Genomic DNA, 24,710 nt, shown 5'->3' with positions numbered 1-24,710 from the left:
AACCTCGCCGCTAAAACGATTGCAATCTCTAATCTACGGCACAAGCTCATCTGGGTTCCGATTCCACCTTTGACGCCCTTGAGGGCTCTTTCGCTGCCGACGTCCCTTTACTCGGTTGAGGTGCGGCCCGGCAGGGCCTCGGGGGCTTGACCTTGGTGACACCGGGACAGGTGCTCCGTCGTTGGCGCTGTTAGCGGCGTTCGCCGAGGCCTGTCAGGCCCAGCAGTGCCATGGCTTTGCGGAGTTCGGGGCTCCCCATGTCGAGGTCAGTGACTTGTATGTCGGTGATGTGGGCGCGCCGGTCGAGTTCAGCGAACTTCATCCGAGACGGGCGAAGGCGCGCGCGGCGGAGAGGACCTCGGGGCCGATCTGGTGCGGGTGCATCTCCCGGATCAGCCGGGCGGGGGAGCGGTCCTCGAGCTGCGGGTTCATGCCCTGGAACCAAGACTGCACGACGCGGTGTCCGTTGCTTTCCGCGACAATTCCGGCCACGTGATAGGCCAACCGCAGACGGGCCTCGGTCTCGGCCGGCATGTTCCGGGTACCTTCGGACCACTGGCGGACGGCACGGGTCTCCTGGACCCCGCCCAGATAGGCGACAAGCTTGGCCCCGAGGATTTCGCGCAGCTCCGCGACCAGAGGGGCGGTCTCCCGGTTGACCGAATCGCGGTACGCGCGAATTCCGGGTGACGCAGTCTGACTCATGGTTCGATCATTCCCCACAACCAACCCAATGACAAGCCCATCCCAGCTCACAAACCGTTCAGATCACACCCCGAATCACACCCCAAGTGCCGCTGCTGAAGCTCGCCCACGTTCCGTTCCTGTCGTTCTCGCCTTGATACGGTGCGTGCAGCGATTCCGGGCCTGGCCGGGCACGGCTCCGCCATCGGAACGGCCCTCGACGGCCAGCACGTCTAAAAGATAGGCTTCGCAGTCTCTGCAGTAAGCATGCTCGCCCTGCCGGCGGGCGATCTGGGAGCGATGCCTGACAAGAAAGCACGAGTAGCAGGTGAATTCGTCGTCGGCCTGCGGGATGACCTCAACGCTGAGTTCCTCGGCGACGAACTCACCGCCGGGAATGCCGGCTCCGTCCAAGCCGTCGGTCTCATCCAGTTCCAGGGTGACGCTACGGGCGTCCGGCGCAGTTGCGGACTGCAACGCCTCCAGGGACTTGTCCTGGGACTCCTTGACGTCGGCACGTACCTCGTCATAATCGGTTGCCACTTGGTTGGATCTCTTTTCTCGGTAGTTGGATGAGCGGGGTACGACGTCCAGTTCTGCGCCGACATTCCCGATCAAAGGGGCCTGTAAGACTCATTGGCGGCACTATTCGCACACCCGGCTGTAACCGGAGGGACAGGGCAGCAGGCTCCGGACTGCGTTCGAAGCCCTGCAAGTGTAAGGCCGCAACAGTGAACCGTAAAAGCTCAGAGTTTCCTCATCCCGTCTCGAGTGACCGGAGGGCTGCTCTGTGCGGGTCTTTGGGTTTTAGGCTTCGTCGGAGAGATGGACCAGATGCCATCCATCCCAGCCCGGGTGTTTGCGCACCTCCAACGTCCGCAGAGGCGACGTCGAGGTGGCGCGCACCTGCAGGCGCCAGAACTCGATGTCGACAATGTTGCCTTGACCACGTCCGGCCCGCAGGTTTGATTCCCACCAATTCCAGCGGCTGAACCAGCGCAGTGGTTCAGCCGTTACCGGCCAGAGCCGGCCCCGCCAGCGCACCGCCAGCGGCACCCCCTTGGGGTGTGAACCGGAGTTCGACCGGCTCATTGAGCGTTCTCTGGCCTGGTTGTTCCTGTACCGCTGTCATCGGCCTGTGCCGTCCTGTCTCCCAAAGATGTCTTTCGTACCTGGTCGTTCCGCCGCCGCACCGGCGGATGCCCAGACCCAGGTCACCCGCCGGACCCCTGCGTCCGTCCAGGTGACCTGTACCGCCCGGGACGTCCAGCCGAACGCCTCACCGGCAACCAGCTCGGCCGCACCCGGGAACCGGATCCACGCCCACACCGGCACACCCGGCACCACCCGGGTGACCTTGCAGTGCCCGAAATCCAGTTCCTCCGGAGTTAGCGACACCGGTTCGGCCCGCCTGGTGTAACGGGCCGCCAGCTTCGCCAGCGACTCCCGATCCATCCCTTAAAAATCGAACAAATATTCGAATTAAGCGAAGCGCCCGAGCCAAAGATTCCAGCGTCTCGCCCTGCCCAGTGGGTCCAAGGTGTTCCTTGTATCGTGGGCTGCATGGATGCCGGGCTGCCGGCGGGTCTGAGCCTGCCGGTGAAGGTGGCGTTGGCCCGAACGGTGGAAAAGCTGCCGGGCCCCGGCGCGCTGCCCGGAGGGGCCTGGTACGAACCCAAATGGGACGGCTATCGCGCGGTCATCAGCCGCGCCGGGGATGAGACGTCCCTCTGGTCCCGCCAGGGCAAGAACCTTTCCCGGTACTTTCCTGACCTGGTCGAGGCGGCGGGAGAGCAGCTGCCGCCTGACTGCCTGCTTGACGGGGAAGCGGTGATCTGGTTGGGGGAGCGGCTGGACTTCACCACCCTGCAGCAACGCCTGAGCACCTCGGCGAAAACTCTCCCCGCGCTGGTGCGCCGGGTGCCGGCCCACTTCGTGGCCTTCGACCTGCTCGCCGTCGCCGGGCATGACATCCGCCCCGAACCGTTCCGCATCCGGCGGGAACTGCTCGAAGAACTCGCCAAAGACTGGGACGAAACCCTCGAACTATCACCTGGCACCAGCGACCCGGACACCGCGGCCACCTGGTTCGAAGAACTGCCCGCCACCGGCATCGAAGGACTCGTTATCAAAGGCGCCGGCCAAGCCTACGAGGGAGGGCAGCGACAATGGCAAAAGATCAAACACCGCGACACCGTCGACGTTATCTGCGCGGCGGTCATCGGTCCCCTTACCCGGCCCGAGGCCATCGTCGCCGGGCTGCCTGTCGCCGGGGAACTGCGCATCGTCGGACGCTCCGCGCCACTTAAATCTGCGGCCGCGAAACTGCTGGGATCCCAACTACAGGCCGCCGGCCCGGATCATCCCTGGCCGCACCGGGTGAAATCCACGGCCATGGACAGGTTCAACGCCGACGCCGGCGAAACCGAGCTGACCCTCGTAGAACCGCTCGTAGTCGAAGTGTCGGCCGATACCGCAATGTCCGGGACATCCTTCCGGCACCCCGTCCGCTTCCTGAGGGCCAGACCGGAGCTGGAGCCGGAATCGGTGAGCCTGCAGGGAATGCGGGTGGGGCCGGAGATAGAGTAATGGCCATGGCCAGCCGTGAGATTGCCCTGCCCGATGATTACCAGGATCTGTTGAAGGTTCTGAAGGAGCGGGTGCGCGGAAGCCGGGCACAAGCGGTGCGGGCGGTAAATTCCCAGTTGATCGGACTGTACTGGTCGATTGGGCGGGACATCCTGCAACGCCAGATGCCGAAGGATGGGGCAGCGGCGTCACAGCCCGGCTGGCCGAAGACCTTCGGGCAGAGTGCCCGGAGATGAAGGGCTTCTCCCAGCGAAACCTGCAGTACCTGCGGACCATGGCCGGGGCCTGGGGGAGCGAGGCAAATGTGCCACAAGCTGTGGCGCAATTGCCCTGGGGTCATATCCGCACCCTCCTGGACAAGACCAAGACCGGCCCGGAGCGGGATTGGTACGCGGCCGCGGCCGTGGAGCACGGATGGTCCCGGAATGGCTGATGAACATGATCATGAGCCAGACCATGGAACGCACCGGCTCCGCGCCGTCGAATTTCGCTGACCTGTTGCCGGAGCCCGGATCGGAGCTGGCACAACAGGTGGCGAAAGACCCGTGCAACTTCGAGTTCCTCTGCCTGTCCGGTGAAGTCGCCGAACGGGACCTGGAGCAACGGCTGAACGACCGGATCGTGGAGACCCTGCGCGAACTCGGCCCCGGCTTCTCCTTAGTCGGCCGGCAGGTACATCTGGAGGGCGGGGGAGGCGACTTCTACATCGATCTGCTTTTCTTCCATGTCGAACAGCTGCGCTACTACGTCTTCGAGCTGAAGACCGGCCGGTTCCAACCCGAGTACGCCGGGAAACTGAACTTCGATGTCGCTGTGGTCGACGATCTGCTTAAGCGAGATTTTCACAATGAAACGGTCGGGATCCTCATCTGCGGCAGCAAGAACGACCACACCGTCCGCTACGCACTCGGCCGCACCACTTCACCCATGGCGGTGTCCGCCTACACCTACGAGCAGCTGCCCGCCGAGGACCGGGCACTGGTGCCTGGGGAAGACAAGCTCACCGCCGCCCTGGACCGACTGCCCGACAACTAACAACCGTCCCCACTGATCCAATTCCTGGACATTATTGAGCCCGGTGGAAGGGAAGCGAGGGAACAGCCCCGCGGTTGGGGGGATTGCGGGGCTGTTCCTTTCGCTGGGTGCCTTCGGCGCCGCAACGGCAGTCGGGGGAAAGCCGGGGCGCTGCTTGGAGCGGGCACCGAAACCAGTCTTTCAGAAGGCGGACGGTTAAACGAGTCATTCCGTGGTGCGTTGGGCCTGTCCTTTTCCGGATTCCGGCAGGGCCTCCTTTTGCCGGCCCGCCGGCTGCCCTTGCTGCAGGTTCAGCCCTCACCCAGGTTGAAGATGGCTGCTCGCTAATGCAGGTCTCAGCCATGGCCGCGGCCACCGAAAAACTCGGTTTCGGCATCACCGTCTCCGCCACCTATGAACAGCCCTACGCCCTTGCCCGCCGGTTCAGCTCACTGGACCACCTCACCCGCGGCCGCATCGCATGGAACATCGTGACCTCATACCTCGACGGGGCAGCCCGCAACCTCGGCATGGACCGCCAGATGTCCCACGACGAACGCTACGACTTGGCCGAGGAAGTCGTTGACGTCTGCTACAAGCTCTGGGAAGGATCCTGGGAGGAGGACGCCGTCATCATCGACCGCAAGACCCAGGTCTACGCCGACCCCGAAAAGGTCCACACTATCGACCACAAGGGCAAGTACTTCTCCGTCCCGGGCGTCCACCTCTCCGAGCCCTCCCCGCAGCGCACCCCCGTCATCTGGCAGGCCGGCACCTCGGCCAAAGGCCGAGCCTTCGCCGCCAAACACGCAGAAGCCGTCTTCACCGTCGCCCCCACCGCCGAAGTTCTGCGCACATACGTCGATGACATCCGGGCCGTCGCCGCCAGCCACGGCCGCGACCCGCGAAGCGTGAAGATCTACACGGAAATCGCCACCGTTGTCGCCCCGACCGACACCGAAGCGCAGGCTAAGTACGAGGAGTTCCTTAGCTGGGCCGACTACGAAGGTGCCCTCGCGTTCTACGCCGGCATCACCGGAATCGACCTGTCCATGCTCGACCCGGACCAGCCGCTCGAATACGTGGAAACGGACTCCGCCCGCTTCGCTCTGGAAATCTTCTCCAAGGCGGACCCGAACCGGACATGGACCCCGCGCGAGGTCGTGAACTTCGTCTCGATCGGCGCCATGGGACCGGTTTTCGTCGGCTCCTCCCAGACCGTGGCAGATGAACTCGAACGCTGGATCGACGATGCTGATATCGACGGGTTCAACATCGCCTACGTCACCACCCCCGGCACTTTCGAGGACTTCATCGAGCACGTGGTGCCCGAACTGCAGGCCCGGGGCCGCTACTGGACCGACTACGACGAGTCCAACACTCTGCGCGAACGCATTTATGAACCGGGCCAGAACCGCGTGCGCGAAGACCACCCCGCGGCCGTTTACCGGCGCCAACTGGGGGACAAGGCAGCCGCACGAGAAGCCGCAAAACCCACCGGAGAAGTGGTGACCGCCTCGGCCGGGTAAACTCTCCTGCGGTGCTGCCGGCACAGCCGGCAGCACCGTACCGGCTAGACCCGTCTGGGACGGTGCGCACCGGCCAGCAGCACCGGAAGGACGCGTTTCGCTGGTACGGCATATGCGCCGTTATCGGCGTTTCACGGTTAGAGAACGATGTAGTTCTTGCTTTAAGAGGCATGAATATGGCCGACTGCGCTGGGCTCCGGGTGATAGCCGAATCCTGTGGCGGAGTTGGTATACGGTCATGTCCACGGATCTGAACCCACGCGAGCCTGGTGACAGCTAGGTACTGCGCAAATCCATTCCACGTGCGGGGATCCGCTCCTCGCTTATTTCTCCGCACTCTGCCAAGCGGTCTGGGGGAGTAATCATGAAGTAAGGAGTGTCACGACAAGAACAGCTGGAAGGGATAAAACGGCGCTGGCCAGAATGACGTCTCTGGCCAGGACGACAGGCATTCCGAACTGGCTGGCGAAAAGGAAGACGTTCTGAGCGGTGGGGAGTGCCGCCATGATGGTGACGCCTAGCAGCGGGACTCCATCCAGCCCGAATGCAAAACGTCCCAGGGCCCAGGCTATGACCGGCATCGCCGCAAGTTTGACGATGGATGCCCACAGTACGTCCGGCAAGACGTTCTTTTGGCGGAATGGCCTTTGGCCAGGGATGCTCATCCCGAAAGCAAGAAGGAGGAGTGGGATTGATGCTTCGCCCAGCATCCGGATGGGTTCCCACACGATTTCGGGTAGATGGATTCCGAGGGCCGCGACTGCGACGCCGGCTCCCGTTCCGATGGTCATGGGGTTGGCTACTGCTTTCAGGATGGGCCACCACACGGGGGAAGGGCTGGCGTCCCCGGCGAGGTCCCGCCGCCGGGCGCACCACGAGAACAGGACCATGTAGCCGGGGGCGATGACGAGCAGTTGGGCGAGCAGCACGGAGACGACGGGGGCAGAACTGCCGACCACATAGAGGGCGATCGGCACGCCGATGTTACCGGCGTTGACGTAGGTGGACGCCATCGCCCCCACGAGGCAGCGTTCGAGCTTGCGTCGTAGCGCGAGCCTGGCGAACACCGCGTATAGCATTCCCCCAATGGCTGCGGCGAGCAGAGCGATCGGCGTGTAGACGGTGGCAACGGCGCCGAGGTCGGCCTCGGCGGTGAGGATGAACATCAGCGCCGGCCCGGCCAGGTAGTAGGTTACGGACCCCAGTCCGCGCTGCATTTCGCCGGATCGGGTCCGCAAGGCGACCGCGGCCGCCACGCCGACGAGTATCAGCGCGGCGACCACCGCGAAGCCGAGTAAGACCCCTTGCATTGATCATCTTTCCGTGAGCGTTCTACCAGCGGGGGGCCTGGGGCTTCTCCCAGTTTGGGACAAACGCGCGCATGGCGGCGACGTCGTCGCGGATCCGCATTTCGGGCATGTCGAGCCACCGCTCGTGCAGGGCCTTGAGCGCGGTCTCGTCGATCTCCACCCCGAGACCGGGCGCGTCCGGAACGGTGAGTGCTCCTTCAATGAACCGGTGGGGTTCGGTGATGATGTCCTCGGTCTGCCATGGCCGGTGGGTGTCGCACGCATGGAGGTCGCCTTCGGCGGCGCCGGCGGCGTGGAGCATCGCGGCGAGGCTCACGCCGAGATGAGTGTTGGAATGCATGGACATGCCCATGCCGAAGGCGTGGCAGATGCGCGAGAGGTGTTGGGTGGCCCGCAGCCCGCCCCAGTAGTGGTGGTCGCAGAGAACGACCTGTGTCGAGCCGAGGGAGACGGCCTCGGGGATCTGGTCCATCGAGGTGACGCACATGTTAGTAGCCAGCTTGACTCCGGTAGTGTTGTGGACCGCGGCCATGCCTTGACGTCCCATGGTCGGGTCTTCGAGGTACTCGACGACGCCGTCCAGGTCGCGGGCAATGCGGATGCCGGTTTCCACAGACCAGATGCCATTGGGGTCGAGCCGCACGGGGTGGTTGGGGAAGCGCTTCTTGATGGCCTTGATCGCCGCAGCCTCTGTGTCAGGGTCGTGGTATCCGCCCTTGAGCTTGATGGATTTGAACCCGTACCGCTCGACAAAGAGTTCGGCCTGACGCACGATGCCGGTTTCGTCCACGGCTTCGCCCCAGTTGTCTCTCGGGTCGCTTGCGCCGGTGTGCGCGCCGAACTTCCAGAACAGGTACGCGGCGAATTCGACCTTGTTCCGGCTCTTGCCGCCCAGGAAGGTGTGCACGGGCAGGCCGGTCAACTTGCCGAGAGCATCGAGGAAAGCGACCTCAAAGACGGAAACCGCGGTGTTGTGCACCTTAGCCAGCGTATTGTCCCCGGTGACTTGACGGGAGAGCTTGCCGCTGACGAGCCCAGGGTCGATGGCGTGGATCGCGTGGGGTGTGAGGACCTTCTCGGCGACCTGCCACAGGGTCTGGGACTGGTCGACGGTCAGCCCCTTGAGCTGGGTCGCGAAGAGGTTTAGGTATTCGATGATCTCGGTGTCGCCGTATGTTTCACCTACCCCGTATTCCCCTCCCTGCGTTTCGACGCGGACGACGACGCGCGGCGTGTAGGGCTGGTGGACGCCCTGCAGGTTCAGCAGCGGCGCGTCCTGGATGAGGATCGGGGTGACGGTGACGTTGGTGACTGTGAAAGCCGGATTGGCCATGGGCGTCGTTTCCTTGCGTAGGGGACTGTTTAGACGGAGACGGAGGCAGGCTGCCGTAGTTGGCCGTCGACGCGGCGGGGGATGTCCCCGGCCTCGTCGCGTAGTTCCTCCGGGAGGACGTGCCGGGGCGCATTCTGCCAGACCAGGGGGCGCAGGAAACGGCGGACGGCTGTTGCCCCGACGGAGGTGTGCAGGGCGTTCGTCGCCGGCCATGGTCCGCCGTGGTGCTGAGCCCAGGAAACCAGTACGCCGGTGGGGTACTGGTTGAAAATCAGTCGTCCAACGAGGGGCAGAAGGCGCCCGGACAGCTCTTCGACGAGCTCCGCCTCGTCGTCTTCCGCATGGATGGTTGCGGTGAGCGAGGAAGGCAGCAGCTCCAGGGCGCGGTCGATGGACTCCGGAGCGTAGCGGACGACGACAGCGGAAGGGCCGAAGCATTCGTTCAGCTCGGCGCCGGTGAGATCCTCGGCCTGCACCTCCAGAAGACGTGGGCTGACGAAGAACCCCTTCTCCGGTGCGTCCAGTCCTTGGGCGAGGGAGGTGACCTGTGGCAGGGCGCCGAGGTCGGCATGGAGCTCGTTGTACGCGGCGTGTATCCGACCGTTGAGCAACACGGCGGCCGGTGAATCCTGCACCAGGTGACGGATTCTGTTCACGAGGGCGTCGCCGTGCCCGCCGCGCGGCACGAAGATGACGCCGGGCTTGGTGCACAGCTGCCCGGCCGACACCGTCACGGATGCCACGAGACCCTCGGCGATTTCGTCGGCGCGGGCGGCCGCCGCCTGATCGGTCACGACCAGCGGATTGAGGCTGGACAGCTCGCCGTAGAAGGGGATGGGCTCATCGCGCGAGGTGATGATGTCCATCAGCGCCTGGCCGCCGTTCAGCGATCCGGTGAAGCCGACGGCGCGGATTGCCGGATGGGCGACGAGGTCCACACCGGCCTGAGTGCCGAACACGATGCCGACAGTGCCCGAGGGGACGCCGCTTTTCTGGACGGCGGTGACGAGGATGTCGTAGCAGAGCAAGGACAGTGCGGGGTGCGAGCCGTGGGCCTTGACCACGACGGGGTTCCCAGCGGCAAGGGCGGAGACCGTGTCTCCGCCGGGAACGGAGAAGGCCAGAGGGAAGTTGCTCGCACCGAAGACGGCCACCGGCCCGAGGGGCACCAGCATGCGGCGCAGGTCCGGGCCCGGTCCCATGGGAGTGTCGCCGGGGTTGTCGATGGTCGCCTCGAGGTAGCCGCCCTCGTCCACGACGTCGGCGAAGAAGCGCGCCTGGTAGCAGGTGCGGGTCAGCTCGCCGTTCAGGCGGACCTCGGGGATGCCGGTTTCGCGGTGAGCCAGGGCAACGATATCGTCGCGCGCCGCCTCGAGTTCGTCGGCCATGGTGCGTAGAAATGCGCTGCGGGCGTTCCGGGGCAGGGCGGCGTAGAGGGGAGCGGTCGCGGCGGCGCGTGCCACGATCCTGGCGACCTCGTCTGGCGAGGTCGGTTCGGCGACGGCGGCGGTGGTTTCACCGGTGATTGGGTTGATGCTGGCGACAGCGGTCATGAGGTCCTCCTAGTTCGAGTAGCCGACGGCTTCGGGGTGTGGCCGGTGGACCGGGGGCGCCATGTGGTATTGATTGGCCTCGTAGTCGTAGCCCTGAAGTGTGTTGGCCTCCCGCTCGTCGGGGGCGGAAGCGTAAAAGGCCCGAATTTCCGCGATCCTGCCGGTCTCGGGATCGATCTTGTACCACTCGGAACCGCGCACGTAGCTGTTGCGGGCGGGCTTCCAGTGAGTGAATTCGATGATTGCCTGCATGGATTCTGGTTCGCCGATGAGGCGCTCGATGGACCAGGCGGAGTCAATGGTCATCGTCAGGCGGCGCCAGTTATCGGCAATGGTGTGCGCGCCGATCCAGGGGCCGTCGAGTCCGGGCGGGAAGTAATGCACGGCGTCGTCTGTGAACTGCGAGGCCATCTTGTCGACGTCGGCTTCGTTGCAGCCGTCGAAGTAGGTGCGGATGGTCTCTTCCATCAACCGGCGTTGTACCTCCCGCGGGAGATCTGCGAAACGGGTCATGTCTTCACTCTTTCGGTGTCGTTGACGTGCTGTTCCTCGTGGCTGTTGGACCGCCCGCGAGGGGTCGGCCTCAGCACCTCGTGGGCGCATATGACCACGTGACTAGTTGGCGCGGGCGGCGACGGCGTCGGGATGCGGCCGGGGGACAGGGGTGTCCATCTGGTACAGGTTGGCCTCGTAGTCGTAGCCCTCGAGGGTGAGCGCCTCGCGCCCGTCGGCCGAGGAAGCGTAGAAGGCGCGGATCTCGGTGATCTTCCCGGTCTCCGGATCGAACTTGTACCACTCATCCCCACGCAGATAGCCGCCCAGAGCCGTCTTCCAATGTGTCCACTCGATGGCCGCCTGGAGGGATTCGGGCTCGCCGATGATGCGCTCGATGGACCAGGCGGAGCCAATGGTCATAACCAATCGGCGCCAGTTTTCCGCGATGGCACGGGCGCCGATCCAGGGGCCGTCGAGTCCGGGCGGGAAGTAATGCACGGCATTGTCTGTGAACTGCGAGGACATCTTGTCCACGTCGGCTTCGTTGCAGCCGTCGAAGTAGGTGCGGACGGTCTCCTCCATGCGGCGGCGCTGTTCCTCGCGGGGAAGGTCGGCGAAGCGGGTCATGCTTCCACCCTTTCAATGTCGGTGCGTTGCTGTTCTTGCTGCCAGATGCGGTAGTCGTTTAAGGTGCTTTCGTCGGGCGGGTAGACCCCCCAAAGGGATTCGCCGCCGCGAACCCGGCTGTGGAGGTACTGTTCCAGGGCTTCTTGGTCAGCGGCCGGGGCGGCGAGCTCGGCGGCGAGGGCGCGTGGCACAACGATGATGCCGTCGCGGTCGCCCACCAAAATGTCCCCCGGATAGACGGCAACGCCTGCGCATCCGATGGGCACCTGCAATTCGGCGACGTGGAACGATGCCGGGCGGGTCGTGGCCGTGATGCACTTCGCGTAGGCGGGGAAACCCATTTCAGAGACCGCATGTCCGTCGCGCAGCGCGCCGTCGGTGACGAAAGCGGCGGCGCCGCGGTTCATGGCACGGGTGATGAGCATGTCTCCGGCGGATGCCGCGCTGATGTCGCCTCGGCTGTCGACGACGATGACCTGCCGGCGGCCAACCTGCTCGACGGCTTCCCACTGGAGGACGTTGCCGGTGCGGTAGGGGTCGTCCAAAGGATCGATGTCTTCACGGGCCGGAATGAAGCGCATCGTGTAGGCCTCGCCGACGAAGCCGTCAAAGCGGTCCCCCACAGGACTGAGCCCCACCATGAAGGGCTGGCGGATCCCTTTCTTGAAGAGCTGCGTGGCGAGCGTGGAGGTGCTCACGCGGGAGAGGAGCTCAAAGACGTCGTCTCCGAGAGGGGGTTGCTGCTGGTCTGACATGCCCATCCAATCCGTCTAGTCCCAATAAGTGGGACGCATTCCCAATTACTGAAATTATGACATCTTTTGGTCGGATGTGCCATGCGTCTCAGGAAGATGACGAAGGAATCTGTCCTGATCCCTGTGTCCAGGGAAAAAGAGAGTCGCGGCGCACCAGGGAAGGGTGCGCCGCGGCTCGCGAAGGACGGCGGCGGGAGGAGCTAGCCGGCGGCAGGCTGCGGCTGCGTATTGGGCGGCTCGTACCCGAGCCGGCGCGAAATCGCAGAGGCGGTTGCGGCGACGAGGGGCCCGACTATCTCAGTCTGGGCCTGCATACGGGACGCGGGGCCGGCAACGCTGATCGAGGCGACGACCTGCCCGGTATGGTCAAAGATAGGGGCGCCGCAGCACGTGCTGGAGAGGTCGAACTCCTGGTGTTCTTCGGCCCAGCCGCGCTCGGCCGACCGTGCCAGGTCTTCTTCGAGTTCCTGTCGGGAGGTGATGGTGTTGGCCGTGTGTGCGTAGAGCGTGAGTTGCCGCAGCAGCCCTGCCCGTTCCCTGTCGTCGAGCCCTGACAGGTACGCCTTGCCGATGGAGGTGGCGTGCAGTGGGCGGCGTGCACCCAATTGGGTGCTCACGCTGACGGACTGGGGGCCAAGCTCGCGGTAGACGAAAACGATCTCGTGTCCGCTGAGGACGCCGAGGCTGACGCTTTCACGCGTTTGTTGGGCAAGGGTACGCAGCATCTCGGGCGCCACGTCCAGCACTTCAACGGATTGTGCTGCGGCCATGGCCAATCTGGCGATGGAGGGCCCCAGTCTCCACTGTCCACCGGGTGACTGGACAATGTACTGCTCGTCTTGGAGGCGCTCGACGAGGCGGTAGATCGCGCTTCGACTCATACCCATGGCTTGCATGAGATCCGGTGTACTCGCTCCACCCGTTTGGGCCAGGTAATTGAATAGTTCCAGACCGCGGTCGAGCGACCCCCTGCCTGATGCCGCCATGCGTCGTTCCTTTCGCTGGTTTTGGGTGAGGAGCCTGCCATGCCAAGCCCGGGGCTTCCCGCCGAAGCCTCGTCTACCGCTGTCCGTCTCCCTTATCAGGAGCCTAGTCCCGGTAATCGGGACGTGCAATAAAGGCCTCCCTCCGGCATTTCTCGTGCTCAAAGGGCGGCCCTTGTGGAAGCCCCTGCCGTGCCCCTGGGGGAATGACAGGCCAGTTCCTGCGGCCTAGACGGGCTTGACGGCCACTACGGGGACTTCCGACTGGAGGATGATCTGCTGGGCGGTGCTCCCGAGAAGGAGTTTGCCCACAGGGCTGCGCTTGCGCGTGCCGATCACGACCATGGAGGCCTTGTGGTTGTCGATGGCCGCCAGGACTTCCTCCACCGGATCGTTGCCGCGGTTCGGTTGCTCGATGCTGTGCGCCACATTGGCCGATGCCATCATGGATCGGATCTGCTCGAGATCGCTCTCCTCCGCTAGCTGCCGGTCGACGGGGGCGGTGCCGCGGGAGGAGTTCACGACGACGACCGGTTCGCCGCGGTGTTGTGCCTCGGTGGCAGCGAAGCGAAGTGCGTGCCGCGAAGGCTCATCCGGGGTGTAGGCGACGATAATGGTCATTTCTTCTCCTCGGTTGGTGCGGGCTGGCCCGTCCGGGACGGGGCGGAAGTGGTGCTCGGGCCGAAGGCGTCGGCGGGAACATTTGTACCGTCCTCGACGATGGTTTCGATGGCCACGCGCCGGTCGCGGAGCTTCTTGAGTACTGGCAGAAGTGCCACGGTCAGGACCATGGCGGCCAGGAGAACGCCTGAGATCGGGCGTCCCACGAATCCGGCGACGTTGCCGTCGAACATTAGCAGCGACTGGCGTGTCGCGACCTCAAGCATGGAGCCTAGGACGAAAGCCAGCACTAGCGGTCCAGGTTCATAACCGGCCTTCTTCATTAGGTATCCAATGACGCCGAAGAGCAGGACCAGCCACATATCGAAGAGGCTGTTGTTAACGGTAAACACGCCGATCATCGTGACGGTGACCGTGATTGGCGCAAGGACCGTTCCACGCACGCGCAGGAGCCTGACAAAGATGCCGATCAGCGGGACGGACAGGATGAGCAGGAAGACATTTCCGATCCACATCGAGTTGATCACGCCCCAGAAGACGTCCGGGTGCTCGCTGATCAGCTGGGGGCCCGGTGCGATGCCTTGGATCAGCAGCGCGCCATAGATGACCGCCATGGTCGCATTGGCGGGAATGCCCAACGTCAGCAGCGGGATGAAGGAGCTGGTAGCCGCGGCGTTGTTGGCAGTTTCCGGGCCGGCAACACCTTCAATGGCACCGCGTCCGAACCGTTTGGGATTCTTCGCGACCTTCTTCTCCACGGCGTAGGAAAGCATTGAGGACAGGGCCGCGCCGCCACCGGGCAAAATGCCGATGAGGAAGCCGAGGACGGTGCCGCGGAGGACGGCCCACTTCGATTCGGCCCAGTCCTTCATTGAAATGTAGGCGTTGGAAAACTTCATCATCGTTGCGCTGCCGTGGGCGCGCTGCTCCAGATTGTACAGAATCTCTCCAAGCCCGAAGACGCCCATGGCCAGGGGAACGAAGTCGATGCCGTCGCCTAGTTGGCTAAATCCGCCGGTGAACCGGCCGTCGCCCGAGACCGGATCGAGGCCGACGGTGGCCAGGAACAGCCCGATGCAGGCCATGACCAGACACTTGACGACGGATCCTGTCCCGAGGGTCGAGACCAGGAGGATGCCCAGCAGCGCCAGCACCGCGTACTCCGGTGGCCCAAAGTCCAAGGCGAACGAGGAGACCACCGGTGCCAGGAACGTTAGCCCGAGCAGCGCCGCGGTCCCGCCGATGAAGGATCCGATGGCTGCGATGCCCAGTGCCGAACCTGCCCGTCCCTGCTTGGCCATCTGGTACCCGTCCAGGACGGTGACGACGGAGGTTGTCTCGCCGGGTAGCCGCAGAAGGACGGAGGTGATCGTACCGCCGTACTGGGCGCCGTAGAAGATGCCCGCGAGCATGATTACCGCGGGAACGGGATCGATCGTGTACGTGATGGGCAAAAGAATGGAGATGGTGGCCACCGGACCGAGCCCGGGAAGCACGCCGATGAACATGCCGATGAGTACGCCGATGAGGCAAAACATCAGGTTCGACGGCTGGATGACCAGTTGGAAGCCGTCGAGCATTGGTTGTAAGAAGTCCATAGTTTCCTAACAGTGCATCGGCCTTAGATGAGGTGCGGGATCTGAAGTTTCAGCACGAGAATGAACAGGGCGTAGACCACGATGGTCGCGGCCAAGGCCACGGTGCCAGACAGCCTCCAGCTCTCGCCGCCGAGGAACTTGAGCCAGACGAAGAAGAGCAGGAACAGCGGAATCTCGAATCCGGCGAACGGCATCAGCAAGGTGAAGGCGGCCAGCGACGCCAGCCCCGCACCAACAGACCAAACGTTCCAGGTGAACCGTTCGGGGTGTTCGATCCGGCGCGCGTGGAAGAGAAGTGCCCCCGAGGAGAGTACGACACCGGATCCGCAGATCAACGGCCAAAGTCCGGGACCTGGCGTGGACACGGAGCCCAGCGGCAGCTGCAGCGCGAAGGCGATCATGCCGATCCCGAGCAGCAGTGGAATAACGGCCGAGAGCATGGCCGATATGTTCCCGGCCGCCTCTGCTACCGGCTCGTCCGGTTCCTCGTGGGCTGCCGCCACCTCCGGCATTCGTTTCTCCGACATGTCAGCCGCCCAGCTGGACGCCCAGCGCATCGACCTGGGTGCGGTAGTTGGCAAGCTGGGTTTCTACCTCACCGGCCGCGGTATCGCCGTCCTGCACCAGCGGCGTGAAGTAGCCCTGCTCAAGCACCTTCTTGTACTCATCGCTCTCGATGGCCTTGTCGGTCGCGGCCACCAGCTTCTCGAGGATGTCGGCGGGCATGTCCTTCGGTGCGCCGAACAGTCGGCGCTGGTCCATGGCAATGTCCACACCCAGCTCGGCCGAGGTTGTGACTTCGGGCAGGTACTGCGACTTCTCGTTCGAGAACACGACCAGGGGCACCAAGGTCCCTGCCTTGACCTCTTCGGCGATCTCGCCGGGGTGTCCCGCCCCGAATGGGACCTGCTTGCCGAGCACGGCCGTCTTGGCGGGCGCCCCGCCGTCGAACGGAACGCCCGTCGCTTCCGCGCCGACGGCCTGGAAGAAGAGCGCCTGTGCCGTACCGGTCACTGTGCCCGGCCCGGAGGAAGCGTACTTGACATTCTTGCCCTTCAGGCCCGCGACATCCTCACCGGTCTTGTACTCGCTGCCGGCGTAGGTGTAAAGGACTACGTCTTCGGTGGTCAAACCCTTGATGACACTGAAGTCCCCCACCGCGATGGGGTCGGAGTCCTTGATGGACAGCGGGCGCACCGCCAGCGTAGAGGTCGGAATCAGGCCGACTGTGTAGCCGTCAGGATTGGCGTTTTTAAGCTCCTTCAATCCCACGGTGGCACCCGCGCCCGGCTTATTGATGACCGCGACGGGTTGGCCCATCTCTTCGGAGAGCGACTTAGCCAATGCGCGGGACAAGGTGTCCGTGCTGCCGCCGGGGGCGAGCGGAACGATGAACTCAATGGCCTTCGTGGGGTACTCGGCGGAGGCGTTGGTTCCCTGGACACCGCCGCAGGCGGTGGTCGCTAATAGGACGGCGACTCCCGCGGAACCCAGAAGCGTACGGCGGTTGATGATGCGCTGATTCATGGCTGTTGTCCTTGGGTTGAGTGTGTTGTGAGTGCCGGTGCTTGGGCTCAATAACCGGCCTGCTGGCATGGTCGACGATGAACCTAGCCGGCGTTCTGAAGTTTTGTCCCATTTAATGGGATGAACTCCTGTTAGTTGGGATATTTGCTAGATTAGATGCTACGTAATTCGCATCACAGATGCCAATAGTGTTTCCCGAGATTTACATATTCGAGACAACTTCCCGATTACCGGGACTGTAAAGATCTCGCGCGAGGGTTCAGGGAAGGATTTCATGAGATTTGCATATGTCGAGCACGAGGGGCGCCACTACACGGCCATGCAAGTTGAGCAGGGGTGGGTGGAGACAGATCAGGACCTGCCGGCGATCTACATGGGGGCGGACGCTACCGCCCGGCAGGGCGCCGCCCTGGTTCCCAGCCCAAGGTTCCTGGCGCCCTACACCGGGGGGACGATCTTCGGCATCGGGCTGAATTATCGGCAAACCATCGAGGAGATGGGATTTCCCCTGCCGTCCGAGCCCTACCTCTTCCCCAAGCTTGCCAACAGTGTCACCGGACCGGACGGCGTCGTCGTCGCGAACCCCGAAGTCAGCCAGGAGGTCGACTGGGAAGGGGAACTGGCCGTGATCATAGGCCGGAGGGCGGTCCGGGTGTCCGCGGAGGAAGCCATGGACTTCGTGTGGGGATATACGGGTGCCAACGACGTCTCCGCCAGGGATGTCCAGCGCGCCGATCCTCAGTGGGTGCGGGGCAAGGGGCTGGACACGTTCTGCCCCCTGGGTCCCGTCGCCTTGACGAGGGACGAGATTGCCGACCCGCATGACGTGGGCATCCGTACCTGGATCGACGGTGAACTGGTCCAGGACGGGAACACCTCGGACATGCTCTTCAGGGTGCCGGAGCTGATCGAGTACCTGAGCCGGTACTTCACCTTGGAGCCCGGTGACATCATTCTCACGGGCACACCGTCGGGTTGCGGAGGGTTCATGAATCCCCCACGCTTCGTGTGGCCAGGAAGTGAAATGGTTGTGGAGGTCGACGGTGTCGGAAAGCTGCGGAATCAGGTGGTGGCCGGCCCCTGACCCCCGTCGCCCGCGTGCAGGATCCGCCGACGTGAATTGGCCAGGTGCAGGCGCATGGCCGCCCGCGCTGTTTCCGGGTCACCGTCCGTCACGGCCCGGGCGACCGCGGCGTGTTCCGCCGCAATTACTTCGTGCGCGCGGGTGCCTTCCTTGGAGTCCGCCTCGCCGAGGCGGAACGCCGGGAAAGCGATCATGGCCGGCCCAAGGCCGTCCAATAGCTCAGGGAAATGGCGGTTGCGCGAAGCGAGGGCCACCGCCCGGTGGAATTCATAATCGGCGTTTTGGCTTTCGGCTGAGTGCGGAACAGCTGTCCGAAAAGAGTCGGCGGCCTGCCCTATGCGCACGCGCTGCATGTCTGTCGCATGGGATGCAGCCAGGGAAGCCGCCTCCGCTTCGACGCCCATGCGGAAGCCCAACAGGTCAGCCACCTCGGCGCGATTGGTGGCTGGACTTAGCGGGCCGTCCGCGGAGGTCTGCGGCATCATTAGCACGAACGTCCCGCGCCCGCGGTGGCTCTCCACAAGCCCCGCGGCCTTCAGCTGCGCCGTGGCGTCCCTGACGACGGTCCGGCTGACTCCGAATTCCTCAGCCATTGCCCCCTCGGTGGGCAGTTGCATCCCAGGCATGAGCTTGCCGCCGCGGATCCGCTCCGTCAGCTCGACAACGAGACGCTGCGCGAGGTTCCCGGTGCGGGGTGAGGATTTGGGGTCGGTAGCGGATGCCATCTGCGCCTTTCGCGAAGACACTTGGGTGGGGTTTGCGGCTAGTGCCGCAACCCCACCTTAGCTGTGACTGATTACTGCGCGGTGAAACGCTCGGTCGTCCAGGCGCGCGCCTGCTCGCTGAGGGAGAAGCCCAGACCCGGGGTCGACGGGACCCACATGCGGCCGTCGAGGATCTCGAGCCGTTCGTTGAACAGGGGCTCAAGCCACTCGAAGTGCTCTACCCAGGGGTCGATCTCGTAGGCGGCCGAGAGGTGAAGGTGGATCTCCATGGCGAAGTGTGGGGCCATGCGCATCTTGGCGTCTTCGCCGGCGCGCATGATCTTCAGGAAAGGGGTGATGCCACCGACGCGGGGGGCGTCGGGCTGGATAAAGTCCAGGGCCCGCTGGTTGATGAACTCCATGTGTTCACCGTGGCTGGTGAGCATCTCGCCCGAGGCGATCGGCGTGGCCAGCTCGCGAGCGAGGGCCGCGTGCCCTTCTACATCGTAAGCATCCAGAGGCTCTTCGATCCAGGTGAGGTCGAATTTCTCCAGTTCGCGGCCGATGCGGATCGCGGTGCTGCGGTTCCACTGCTGGTTGGCGTCGACCATTAGGGGGAAGTCCTGCCCGACGGTTTCACGCATGGCCGCCACCCGGCGGAGATCGACTAGGGTGTCGGGTTGCCCTACCTTCATTTTGATGCCGCCGATGCCGCGCTCCAGCGAGGCCTTCGCGTTGTCGCGGATCTCGTCGATCGACATCGATAGATAACCGCCGGAAGTGTTGTAGCACTGCACGGAGTCGCGGTGTGCGCCGAGCAGCTTTGCCAGGGGAAGCTTGGCTCGCTTTGCCTTCAGATCCCACAGGGCGATGTCGATTGCCGCGATGGCTTGGGTGGAGAGGCCAGAACGCCCGACGGAGGCGCCAGCCCAGACCATCTTGGTCCAGAGGCGGGCGATGTCGCTGGGATCCTCGCCGATGAGCTCAGGGGCAATTTCCTTGGCGTGGGCGAACTGTCCCGGACCGCCCGCGCGCTTGGAATAGCTGTAGCCGACGCCTGTGTGCCCCTCCTCGGTCGTGATCTCCGCGAACAGGAAGGCGATCTCAGTCAAGGGCTTCTGCCGCCCCGTGAGGACCTTCGCATCACTGATTGGCGCAGCTAAGGGCAAGAAAGCCAAGGAAAGGTCAATGCGGCTGATCGCGTCGGTGCTGGCTGCCCCCCGGCCCAGCCCTGCGAAATGCCGCTCGTTGGTTTCGGACGTCTCCGTGGCGTGGGTGAGATCCAGAAATGTGTTGCTGCTCATCTGATGCCTCCAAGAATATAAGTAATACAATTACCGTAAAACATCATACAACTGTGGAGTGCCGAGGGGAAGTGTTTGTTTCCCAGGGGAGGGACTTATGGATACCGACTTTGCTCCAGCCGATGCTGCCCGCATCTTGGTCGTCCCTGAGCCGGTCGACTGGATCGAAGCAGCAATAAGCGAAGGCGGAGGCATATCTTGGACCTCCGGTACGGATGAGAAAGGGCCTGACGGACTGGTACTTGATTTGAAGGCGGTCCCCGCCGATGTTGCCGTCGTACTTGCCGAGCACCCCGGCCTTCGTTGGGTGCAACTTCGATCGGCAGGGGTCGAGGATTACGCGGATCTATTCGCGAAGCACCCCGAAGTCGTTTGGAGCAGCGCCAAAGGTGCATTCGGCAAACCTGTAGCCGAACACGCCTTGGCGCTGACACTTGCCTTGCTGAGGAACCTCCCAGAGCGGATTCGGGCAACAACCTGGGGACACCCCGGGGGCCGTTCCCTCCACGATCTCCGCGTCACCATTGTTGGCGCGGGCGGAGTCGCGCTCGAGGCCCTTCGGCTCTACAAGTGTCTCGGCGCGCATGTCACCATCGTGCGCCGCAGCCCGACCAGTGTCCATGGCGCAGATCAAACCGTGGCTCCCAACCAGTTCGAGGCCTCCTTGGTGGAAGCAGATGTGGTCCTCCTTGCAGCGGCACAGACCGCGGGAACGCGCGGACTTATAGGTCGAGCGCAGCTGGCCCGAATGAAAAGTGACGCAATTCTTGTGAATGTGGCGCGGGGCGGACTTGTTGATACGGAAGCTCTCGCCGACTCATTGGCAGCGGGCCTAATCGGGGGAGCTGCCTTGGACGTCACTGATCCCGAGCCGCTGCCCGAGGAGCATCGACTTTGGCGCGAACAGAAGTGCCTCATCACGCCCCACACCGCCGACACCGTCGACATGATTCGCCCACTGTTAGCGGCACGAATCACGGAGAACGTGAGACGCCTGATGCAGGGAGAAGTACTTAGTGGAACCGTTGATACCGTTGCGGGCTACTAGGGCCAAGTGACGTGGGGGGGGCGCTGTCGACGTCAGAGACGCGGGGAGTGACTCCTGAAACTGACGGAGAGGGCGGGCTCGGTTAAATCAGACATGCCTCAGTAGCCAGGGCCCTCGTAAGCGCTGTTATCGGCGTTTGTCACTCGACAGTTATTCGCGCACTGACGAAGAGTCCGTAAAAAGGTTCCCCTTCAGTGCCGTTGGCTTCCAGATGTCCAGCTCTTCCCATTGGGCGGGGAATCCCATGCTCACGTGTGGGGAGATGAGTTGAGACCCATCTGGCGCTTGAAGCTCGATATTGAGCTTTCTGACCTGAGTCTTGAAGGTCAAATGCCAGCCAGTGCCGCTCGTGTGTGACCTGAGCATGAATGCGAGAGCGGCCGCGTAGATATAAACCCTTTGATGCGGTTTCGGCGTGGCCGTGAAGTCTGGCTCGAGCAGGTGCTTAAGCAAGTCGCCACTAGTCTCGTGCGCCCTGAGCGAGAGCGCTCGTTTGAAGGCTCGATTGAAGAGACGGGAGCCATGGGCGCATGCGTTTCGAAAATCGACCATCATGCGAAGCACAGCACCAAAGGCTCGGGGGTGGACGAACCCAAACATGCGGGCCACCTCGCGCGCATCCGGCGTCTGCATGAGGTCAAAGAGGAACGGCAAATTCCCGAAACTCAGCACCTCAGTGACAGCCCAAATAGGTACAGATTGCTGCGGATACTTCAACAGGTGGTGCTTGATGAAGTCTTCGTCCTCGGCACCGGAACGAACCGCTTCCTGCCAGGTCACCTTCCACGCGTCAAACTTCGTACGGTCGCCGCTTGGCTTATCGCAGCTCTGCGCATCCAGGAAATCCTTGGAAGCATGGGCAGCAACGTTTCTTGCCGCGAGCGTGTGGGCAATTGCAGCCCTCAATCGAACCTCGAAGTCCAGCAGGCCCTCCTGGCAGACCCGGGCTAACTTGAAATCGAACGCTTCCAGCTTCATGACATGCTCGATACTCGCACCGGGTATGTAGTCGTCTGACCGGTACTGGTGCAGTCGTTCATTGATCTGGTCAGCCGGAAGCAGCTGCCGGAAGACGTATCGGTAAGCGCCTGAACGGAAATAGCCGACCCGCGTGAGGAAGTTGAGCGCCGCGGCGCGGTCAGGAATAGCGAGGCCGCGGACTTCCAGCTGCTGAATCAGCTCGTGGCGCTCTTTGAATTCCTTCGTATACTCCACGCATCACCGAATATCGAACAATGAAAATCGCCCCCTTGAGCCGAAGCTCAGAGGGGGGCGATGTCTGATAAGTAGAACCTAGCACAGTCGGCTGACAAGCGGCTGAACGTCGATATCGGTAGGAGTCAAACACCGCCGCGAAGCAGATGCGACGCTGTCGGCGATGCTCGTTCGACGACCACCTATCGGAAGTTCCCCGCCAGCTACCGCCAGCGCCGCACTTCCTGGACCGGTTTCCCGGTGGTGGGCGTCGGAAGGGATTGGTCGGGCTGCCCTGGTGCTTCCGAACTTTTAGTTGCTCATGGCGGGGGCGCGTCGGAGGTAGGTGCCGTCGTCGATCTGGGCGGCGGTGAAGGCGGCGATGTCGGCGCGGCTGACCGGGAAGCCGATCTTGTCGGTACCGAAGAACCCGACGCGGACGCGGTCCTGCTTGGGAGTGTGCTTCGGTGTCAGGAACCGGACGATGGTCCAATCAAGGTCGGAGTCCATGATGATGCGGCACATGCCGGTGATTTCTTCGTAGGCGCGGGGCATGAAGGTGCGGGGCAGGAACGTGGCGATCCGTGTGGTGAAGGTCGGCTTCTCGTGCGGGTCGAGCACGGCGGGCGTGGCGTGCCCGATGAAGCGTGCGACGTTATGCGTGTTCATCGCGTCGAAGATGTGCTGGCTGCCTTCTATGAGCGGGGTTCCTTGGGCTTTGCGGTCCATGGCCGGCCCGAGGGCGCTGATGACGGCGTCGGCTCCGGCGACCGCTTGGTCGATCTTGGTCTTATCGGTGATCTCCCCGATGACGACGCGTACCTTGACGCCCCAGCTGGTGGGGATTTTGGCGGCGTTGCGGGCGTAGGCGGTGACCGTGTGTCCGTTGGAGATCAGTTCATTGACGGTGAGGGAGCCGATGGCGCCGGTGGCGCCGAAGACGGTGACGTTCATGAGTGTGCTTTCCTGTTGCTTAGGTGGTGGCGTGGACGTGGCGGATGGCGGGGGCGACGACGTCGCCGAAGCGGGCGATGGAGTCGCGGACCATCTCGGTGGGCAGGCCGCCGAGGTCGACCTGGCCGAGGAAGCGGTCGATGCCGAGTTCGCTTTTGAGGTCAAGGATTTTCTCCGCGACTTCCCGGGGGCCGCCTACCATGAGCGCCCCGCCACGGGCGGCAAAGGCGAGCATCGTTTGCTTGTCCACGTCCCATCCGCGTCCGCGGTTGTTCCGTGGTGCGAGGTAGCGCTCGTAGTAGGGGTAGAACTCTTCGTAGGCCTGCTCCGCCGTTTCGCCGATGTAGAAGTGGCTGGTGATGCCGACCTGCAGCCGCTCGTCGGGATGCCCGGCACTCCGGCCGGCGGCGCGGTAGAGATCGACCAGCGCCTTGGCGTGGCCAAGGTTCCCGCCAATGAGGCCCAACGCCATGGGAAGGCCGAGCCGGCCGGCGCGTTCGGCGCTGGCGGGGGTTCCTCCGACGGCCGCCCAGACGGGCAGGACACCGGTTGCCCGCGGGCTGACCTCGGCATGGTGCAGCGGGGTGCGGAAGCGGCCGGACCAGGTGACGGGGTCCTCGCTGCGGATCTTGAGCAGCAGTTCGAGCTTTTCTGCGAACAGGTCGTCGAGCTGGCTGATGTCCTCGCCGAAGAGGGCGAAGGGTTCGGCGAAGGCGCTGCGTCCGGCGATGATTTCGGCGCGGTCGTGGCTGATCAGATCCAGTGTGGCGAAGTCCTGGTAGACGCGCACCGGGTCGAGCACGCTCAGAACGGTTGCGGTGGTGGTCAGCTTGATCTTGGTGGTTGCCCTGGCGATCGCTGCGTGCACTACGGCGGGGGAGGACACGGCGAAGGGTGCGCTGTGGTGCTCGCCGATACCGAACACGTCCAGGCCGTGCCGTTCGGCGAGGACACCGTAGTCGATGATGTCGTCGATGCGGCTGGCCGCGCTGTCCGGGCTTTCCGGGTTGATGTCGCTGAGGGAGAAGACTCCGAGTTCCATGGGTTTCCTTCGGTCCGGGGTGCTGCAAGGGCTGGCCGCTTGCAGCACCCCGTGATTGGCGGTCGTTGTTAGGCGAGGGTGACGACGAGTTTGCCGCGGGTGCCGGCGGCGAAGTCTTCGAATGCCTGCGCCGCTTCCTCATGACGGTAAGTCCGCTGCACGGTGACGGTGGTGTTCTTGTCGGCCTGGTTCCTGGCCAGGCGTTCAAGGGTCTCGGGCGCGGGGTTGGCGTAGATGGCCACGACCTGCACGCCGTCGGCGGGGATGTCGTCCGGGCTCATGATGAGGGTGGAGACGAGCCGTCCGCCCTGCTTCACCGCCGGCACTAGGGCCGACGGGTCGCCGGCGAAACCGAAGGCGACATCGATGCCGTCGGGGTGGTTGCCCAGCACCTGTTCGGCGGCGTCGGCTTTGTAATCAACAGTGGCGGCTGCGCCGAGCCCGGTGACAAGGTCCTTCTCTTCCTCGGAGCTGGCCGTGCCGATCACATGCGCGCCCGCGGCGACAGCGAGCTGGAGCGCCTGCTGACCGACACCGCCGGTAGCTCCCGCGATGAGCACGGTGGCTCCCGGCTCGATGCCGGCCGCGTCGACCGCGTCGACCGCGGCGGTGCCGGCAAGGCCGAGGGCCGCACCCTCAACGAAGTCAACGGTGTCGGGGAGTTTGCCGATTCCGACCTGGACGGGCACGGTGACGTACTCGCCCAAGGAGCCGTCGCCGAGGTAAGGCTTGGTCACGACGCCGAAGACGCGGTCGCCCACA

General features: G+C 63.9%; 25 protein-coding genes and 2 pseudogenes. 5 read left to right on the top strand and 22 right to left on the bottom strand.

The features are described 5' to 3' along the window. Positions 1-190: 190 nt before the first annotated feature. The 5 genes and pseudogenes from AB0N75_RS14785 to AB0N75_RS14765 all read right to left on the bottom strand — a co-directional run bounded on the left by AB0N75_RS14785 (position 191) and on the right by AB0N75_RS14765 (position 2,139). On the bottom strand, positions 191-322 hold the full coding sequence (locus AB0N75_RS14785; RefSeq protein WP_364651375.1) for a hypothetical protein: 132 nt from the start codon (positions 320-322) through the stop codon (positions 191-193). Continuing rightward, positions 319-705 (bottom strand): hypothetical protein, encoded by a 387-nt coding sequence (locus AB0N75_RS14780; protein ID WP_364651372.1) that lies wholly within the window; start codon positions 703-705, stop codon positions 319-321. Before AB0N75_RS14780 ends, AB0N75_RS14785 begins: the two co-directional genes overlap by 4 nt. Positions 706-930: 225 nt before the next feature. Further along, a pseudogene (locus tag AB0N75_RS14775) lies at positions 931-1,227 on the bottom strand (DUF4193 domain-containing protein); the annotation flags it as partial. A 264-nt stretch (positions 1,228-1,491) separates the two neighbouring features. Then, entirely contained in the window at positions 1,492-1,776 is a 285-nt protein-coding gene (locus tag AB0N75_RS14770; RefSeq protein ID WP_364651369.1) for a hypothetical protein, read from the bottom strand. A gap of 36 nt (positions 1,777-1,812) precedes the next feature. Continuing rightward, positions 1,813-2,139 carry a hypothetical protein gene (locus tag AB0N75_RS14765; protein WP_364651366.1) on the bottom strand — a complete coding sequence of 109 codons (327 nt, stop codon included), beginning with the start codon at positions 2,137-2,139 and terminating at the stop codon, positions 1,813-1,815. A gap of 108 nt (positions 2,140-2,247) precedes the next feature. Here AB0N75_RS14765 and AB0N75_RS14760 point away from each other — a divergent pair, with 108 nt between their 5' ends. From AB0N75_RS14760 to AB0N75_RS14750, 3 genes and pseudogenes are all read left to right on the top strand, one after another. After that, positions 2,248-3,273 carry an ATP-dependent DNA ligase gene (locus AB0N75_RS14760; RefSeq protein WP_364651364.1) on the top strand — a complete coding sequence of 342 codons (1,026 nt, stop codon included), beginning with the start codon at positions 2,248-2,250 and terminating at the stop codon, positions 3,271-3,273. A 5-nt stretch (positions 3,274-3,278) separates the two neighbouring features. Then, positions 3,279-4,308, top strand: a pseudogene (locus AB0N75_RS14755) (PDDEXK nuclease domain-containing protein). 326 nt (positions 4,309-4,634) lie between these two features. Next, complete coding sequence (locus tag AB0N75_RS14750) at positions 4,635-5,816, top strand: LLM class flavin-dependent oxidoreductase (RefSeq protein WP_364651361.1); 1,182 nt, start codon at positions 4,635-4,637, stop codon at positions 5,814-5,816. 362 nt (positions 5,817-6,178) lie between these two features. Here the strand turns inward: AB0N75_RS14750 and AB0N75_RS14745 are convergent, their stop codons facing one another. The 11 genes from AB0N75_RS14745 to AB0N75_RS14695 form a co-directional block, all read right to left on the bottom strand. After that, positions 6,179-7,126, bottom strand: a complete 948-nt coding sequence (locus tag AB0N75_RS14745) for an AEC family transporter (protein ID WP_364651358.1) — start codon at positions 7,124-7,126, stop codon at positions 6,179-6,181. 22 nt (positions 7,127-7,148) lie between these two features. Further along, entirely contained in the window at positions 7,149-8,459 is a 1,311-nt protein-coding gene (locus AB0N75_RS14740; RefSeq protein WP_364651355.1) for an enolase C-terminal domain-like protein, read from the bottom strand. 29 nt (positions 8,460-8,488) lie between these two features. Further along, positions 8,489-10,012, bottom strand: a complete 1,524-nt coding sequence (locus tag AB0N75_RS14735; protein WP_364651352.1) for an aldehyde dehydrogenase (NADP(+)) — start codon at positions 10,010-10,012, stop codon at positions 8,489-8,491. A gap of 9 nt (positions 10,013-10,021) precedes the next feature. Next, on the bottom strand, positions 10,022-10,525 hold the full coding sequence (locus tag AB0N75_RS14730) for a nuclear transport factor 2 family protein (protein WP_364651349.1): 504 nt from the start codon (positions 10,523-10,525) through the stop codon (positions 10,022-10,024). 102 nt (positions 10,526-10,627) lie between these two features. Continuing rightward, positions 10,628-11,134, bottom strand: a complete 507-nt coding sequence (locus AB0N75_RS14725; protein WP_364651346.1) for a nuclear transport factor 2 family protein — start codon at positions 11,132-11,134, stop codon at positions 10,628-10,630. Further along, positions 11,131-11,889, bottom strand: coding sequence for a ribonuclease activity regulator RraA (locus tag AB0N75_RS14720; RefSeq protein ID WP_364651343.1), 759 nt, complete (start codon positions 11,887-11,889; stop codon positions 11,131-11,133). Before AB0N75_RS14720 ends, AB0N75_RS14725 begins: the two co-directional genes overlap by 4 nt. A 200-nt stretch (positions 11,890-12,089) precedes the next feature. Beyond that, positions 12,090-12,875, bottom strand: coding sequence for an IclR family transcriptional regulator (locus AB0N75_RS14715; protein ID WP_364651340.1), 786 nt, complete (start codon positions 12,873-12,875; stop codon positions 12,090-12,092). A gap of 225 nt (positions 12,876-13,100) precedes the next feature. Next, the gene (locus AB0N75_RS14710) at positions 13,101-13,493 is read right to left on the bottom strand and encodes a universal stress protein (RefSeq protein WP_364651337.1); all 393 of its coding nucleotides are present in this window, start codon (positions 13,491-13,493) and stop codon (positions 13,101-13,103) included. Next, entirely contained in the window at positions 13,490-15,091 is a 1,602-nt protein-coding gene (locus AB0N75_RS14705; protein ID WP_364651334.1) for a tripartite tricarboxylate transporter permease, read from the bottom strand. Before AB0N75_RS14705 ends, AB0N75_RS14710 begins: the two co-directional genes overlap by 4 nt. Before the next feature lie 23 nt (positions 15,092-15,114). Continuing rightward, a complete protein-coding gene (locus tag AB0N75_RS14700) occupies positions 15,115-15,618 on the bottom strand; it encodes a tripartite tricarboxylate transporter TctB family protein (protein ID WP_364651331.1) in 504 nt (167 codons plus the stop codon). A 1-nt stretch (position 15,619) separates the two neighbouring features. Beyond that, a complete protein-coding gene (locus tag AB0N75_RS14695) occupies positions 15,620-16,618 on the bottom strand; it encodes a tripartite tricarboxylate transporter substrate binding protein (RefSeq protein WP_364651328.1) in 999 nt (332 codons plus the stop codon). A 274-nt stretch (positions 16,619-16,892) separates the two neighbouring features. Here AB0N75_RS14695 and AB0N75_RS14690 point away from each other — a divergent pair, with 274 nt between their 5' ends. Next, positions 16,893-17,702, top strand: a complete 810-nt coding sequence (locus AB0N75_RS14690) for a fumarylacetoacetate hydrolase family protein (protein WP_364651325.1) — start codon at positions 16,893-16,895, stop codon at positions 17,700-17,702. Here the strand turns inward: AB0N75_RS14690 and AB0N75_RS14685 are convergent. Further along, the gene (locus tag AB0N75_RS14685) at positions 17,681-18,427 is read right to left on the bottom strand and encodes a GntR family transcriptional regulator (RefSeq protein WP_364651322.1); all 747 of its coding nucleotides are present in this window, start codon (positions 18,425-18,427) and stop codon (positions 17,681-17,683) included. The genes AB0N75_RS14690 and AB0N75_RS14685 overlap by 22 nt on opposite strands. Positions 18,428-18,498: 71 nt before the next feature. After that, complete coding sequence (locus AB0N75_RS14680) at positions 18,499-19,710, bottom strand: mandelate racemase/muconate lactonizing enzyme family protein (RefSeq protein WP_364651319.1); 1,212 nt, start codon at positions 19,708-19,710, stop codon at positions 18,499-18,501. Between the two features lie 97 nt (positions 19,711-19,807). Between AB0N75_RS14680 and AB0N75_RS14675 the strand changes: the two genes are divergently transcribed. Continuing rightward, positions 19,808-20,758 carry an NAD(P)-dependent oxidoreductase gene (locus tag AB0N75_RS14675; RefSeq protein WP_364651316.1) on the top strand — a complete coding sequence of 317 codons (951 nt, stop codon included), beginning with the start codon at positions 19,808-19,810 and terminating at the stop codon, positions 20,756-20,758. A gap of 150 nt (positions 20,759-20,908) precedes the next feature. Here AB0N75_RS14675 and AB0N75_RS14670 read toward each other — a convergent pair whose 3' ends face one another. The 4 genes from AB0N75_RS14670 to AB0N75_RS14655 all read right to left on the bottom strand — a co-directional run. Further along, positions 20,909-21,973, bottom strand: a complete 1,065-nt coding sequence (locus tag AB0N75_RS14670) for an Abi family protein (protein ID WP_364651313.1) — start codon at positions 21,971-21,973, stop codon at positions 20,909-20,911. A gap of 291 nt (positions 21,974-22,264) precedes the next feature. After that, complete coding sequence (locus AB0N75_RS14665; RefSeq protein WP_364651310.1) at positions 22,265-22,906, bottom strand: NAD(P)H-binding protein; 642 nt, start codon at positions 22,904-22,906, stop codon at positions 22,265-22,267. A 19-nt stretch (positions 22,907-22,925) separates the two neighbouring features. Next, positions 22,926-23,948 carry an LLM class flavin-dependent oxidoreductase gene (locus AB0N75_RS14660; protein ID WP_364651307.1) on the bottom strand — a complete coding sequence of 341 codons (1,023 nt, stop codon included), beginning with the start codon at positions 23,946-23,948 and terminating at the stop codon, positions 22,926-22,928. Between the two features lie 68 nt (positions 23,949-24,016). Further along, a partial coding sequence (locus AB0N75_RS14655; protein WP_364651304.1) for a zinc-binding dehydrogenase occupies positions 24,017-24,710 on the bottom strand: 694 nt, incomplete at its 5' end.

It is taken from the genome of Arthrobacter sp. NPDC089319, assembly GCF_040684925.1.
GTDB lineage: Bacteria > Actinomycetota > Actinomycetes > Actinomycetales > Micrococcaceae > Crystallibacter.
This window is presented reverse-complemented; position numbering and strand designations above follow the sequence as displayed.